This window comes from Sphingomonas sp. HITSZ_GF (assembly GCF_029543155.1).
Classification (GTDB): domain Bacteria; phylum Pseudomonadota; class Alphaproteobacteria; order Sphingomonadales; family Sphingomonadaceae; genus Sphingomonas.
In genome coordinates, this window is sequence record NZ_JARQXA010000013.1 from 2501 (window position 1) to 5738 (window position 3238).

Below are 3238 nucleotides of genomic sequence, written 5' to 3' on the forward strand. Positions count from 1 at the left end.
GGTGGATGCCTTGGCGCATACAGGCGATGAAGGACGTGGCACGCTGCGATAAGCGTGGGGGAGCTGTGAGCAAGCATTGATCCCACGATTTCCGAATGGGGAAACCCACCTAATCCGATTATCTTGGTCGTCAGCAATGACGGTCAGGGTAATTGGAAAAAGGTATCACTTAGCTGAATAAAATAGGCTTCGTGAAGCGAACCCGGCGAACTGAAACATCTCAGTAACCGGAGGAAAAGACATCAACCGAGATTCCGTTAGTAGTGGCGAGCGAACGCGGACCAGGCCAGTGCCTTCAATTCAACTAGCAGAACAGTCTGGAAAGGCTGACCATAGCGGGTGACAGTCCCGTATGCGAAAGTGATGTTGAAGGACTCGAGTAGGGCGGGACACGTGTAATCCTGTCTGAACATGGGGGGACCACCCTCCAAGCCTAAATACTCGTATGCGACCGATAGCGAACCAGTACCGTGAGGGAAAGGTGAAAAGCACCCCGATGAGGGGAGTGAAACAGTACCTGAAACCGAATGCCTACAAGCAGTTGGAGCCTCTTTATGGGGTGACAGCGTACCTCTTGCATAATGGGTCTGTGACTTAATGTACCAAGCAAGCTTAAGCCGTTAGGTGTAGGCGCAGCGAAAGCGAGTCTGAATAGGGCGAATGAGTTTGGTGTATTAGACCCGAAACCCGGCGATCTAGGCATGACCAGGATGAAGGTGCAGTAACATGCACTGGAGGTCCGAACCGATTAACGTTGAAAAGTTACCGGATGAGTTGTGTTTAGGGGTGAAAGGCCAATCAAGCCGGGAAATAGCTGGTTCTCCGCGAAAACTATTGAGGTAGTGCCTCGGATGAACACCCTAGGGGGTAGAGCACTGGATGGATGCGGGGGTCGCGAGATCTACCAATTCTAACCAAACTCCGAATACCTAGGAGTGATATCCGGGAGACAGACGGCGGGTGCTAAGGTCCGTCGTCAAAAGGGAAACAGCCCTGACCTACAGCTAAGGTCCCCAAGTCACGTCTAAGTGGGAAAGCATGTGGGAATCCCAAAACAACCAGGAGGTTGGCTTAGAAGCAGCCATCCTTTAAAGAAAGCGTAACAGCTCACTGGTCTAAATAAGGGTTCCTGCGGCGAAGATGTAACGGGGCTCAAGACGTGCACCGAAGCTTAGGGTGTGTAGTTTACTACACGCGGTAGCGGAGCGTTCCGTAAGCCTGTGAAGCGATCTGGTAATGGGTCGTGGAGGTATCGGAAGTGCGAATGCAGACATGAGTAGCGATAAAAAGGGTGAGATGCCCTTTCGCCGAAAGACCAAGGGTTCCTGCGCAAGGCTAATCCGCGCAGGGTGAGCCGGCCCCTAAGACGAGCCCGAAGGGGGTAGTCGATGGGAACCACGTTAATATTCGTGGGCCTGGTGGTGTGTGACGGATGGTGTGTGTTGTATGCTCTTATCGGATTGAGCATGCTTCGAAGCTGTCCCGGGAAATAGCCCCACCGTATAGACCGTACCCGAAACCGACACAGGTGGTCAGGTAGAGTATACCAAGGCGCTTGAGAGAAGTGTCCTGAAGGAACTCGGCAAATTGCCTCCGTACCTTCGGAAGAAGGAGGCCCTCATTTTGCGCAAGCAGATTGAGGGGGCACAGGCCAGGGGGTAGCGACTGTTTAGCAAAAACACAGGGCTCTGCTAAGTCGGCTTCAAGACGACGTATAGGGTCTGACGCCTGCCCGGTGCCTGAAGGTTAAGTGGAGGGGTGCAAGCTCCGAAATGAAGCCCAGGTAAACGGCGGCCGTAACTATAACGGTCCTAAGGTAGCGAAATTCCTTGTCGGGTAAGTTCCGACCTGCACGAATGGCGTAACGACTTCCCCACTGTCTCCAGGACATGCTCAGCGAAATTGAATTCTCCGTGAAGATGCGGAGTACCCGCGGTTAGACGGAAAGACCCCGTGCACCTTTACTGCAGCTTCAGAGTGGCATTGGAAAATAACTGTGTAGCATAGGTGGGAGGCTTTGAAGCACCGGCGCCAGCTGGTGTGGAGCCATAGGTGAAATACCACCCTGTTGTTTTTTAATGTCTAACCTCGATCCATGAAACTGGATCAGGGACCCTCTGTGGCGGGTAGTTTGACTGGGGCGGTCGCCTCCTAAAGAGTAACGGAGGCGCGCGAAGGTTGGCTCAGGTCGGTTGGAAACCGACTGTTAGAGTGCAATGGCATAAGCCAGCCTGACTGCGAGACTGACAAGTCGAGCAGAGACGAAAGTCGGTCATAGTGATCCGGTGGTCCCTCGTGGAAGGGCCATCGCTCAACGGATAAAAGGTACGCCGGGGATAACAGGCTGATAACCCCCAAGAGCTCATATCGACGGGGTTGTTTGGCACCTCGATGTCGGCTCATCACATCCTGGGGCTGGAGCAGGTCCCAAGGGTTTGGCTGTTCGCCAATTAAAGTGGTACGTGAGCTGGGTTCAGAACGTCGCGAGACAGTTTGGTCCCTATCTGCCGTGGGCGTCGAAATTTGAGAGGAGTTGACCCTAGTACGAGAGGACCGGGTTGAACATACCTCTGGTGTACCTGTCGTCGTGCCAACGGCGCAGCAGGGTAGCTATGTATGGACGGGATAACCGCTGAAAGCATCTAAGCGGGAAGCCTCCCTCGAGATAAGATTTCTTAGGACGGTCGAAGACCACGACCTTGATAGATCGGATGTGGAAGCGCGGTAACGTGTGGAGCTAACCGATACTAATTGTCCTATTCGCACTTGATGAGTCCCACCATCAACGACAGCCCTGGCTGCCGCTTGATGCGGATGTTCATCTCACCCCTTGTTCGCACGGTTTGAAAAACTTCCTCAGCACAAGCTTCATTGCTTGGTGGCTATGGCGTCTGTGACCCACCCGATCCCATCCCGAACTCGGACGTGAAACCAGACTGCGCCGATGGTACTATCGCTTAAGCGATGGAAGAGTAGGTCGTCGCCAGGCATTGAAGCTTGTGCTCAGGAAAAACCCATTCACCTTGTTTGTTGGCCTCAGGCGCCGGCAGCCGCATCCGCGGCCTTGGTTCCGCGCCAATAAGGCGCGACGGCCAGTCGGCCTTGCGGAAGGCGCGCCTTCCGACCCCTGATCCCAACACATCCGGTTGACGCGGGATGGAGCAGCCCGGTAGCTCGTCAGGCTCATAACCTGAAGGTCGTAGGTTCAAATCCTACTCCCGCAACCAACAACCCCGCA

Annotated in this window: 1 tRNA gene and 2 rRNA genes (1 of these 3 only partly in view); all 3 read left to right on the plus strand. The window is 54.2% G+C overall.

Going from position 1 to position 3238, the window contains the following annotated elements:
* A 23S ribosomal RNA gene (locus tag P6144_RS20410) occupies positions 1–2771 on the plus strand; it begins 22 nt to the left of the window's first position.
* Between the two features lie 103 nt (positions 2772–2874).
* A 5S ribosomal RNA gene (gene rrf, locus P6144_RS20415) occupies positions 2875–2989 on the plus strand.
* Between the two features lie 161 nt (positions 2990–3150).
* Positions 3151–3227: transfer RNA gene (locus tag P6144_RS20420), tRNA-Met, on the plus strand.
* Positions 3228–3238 lie beyond the last annotated feature (11 nt).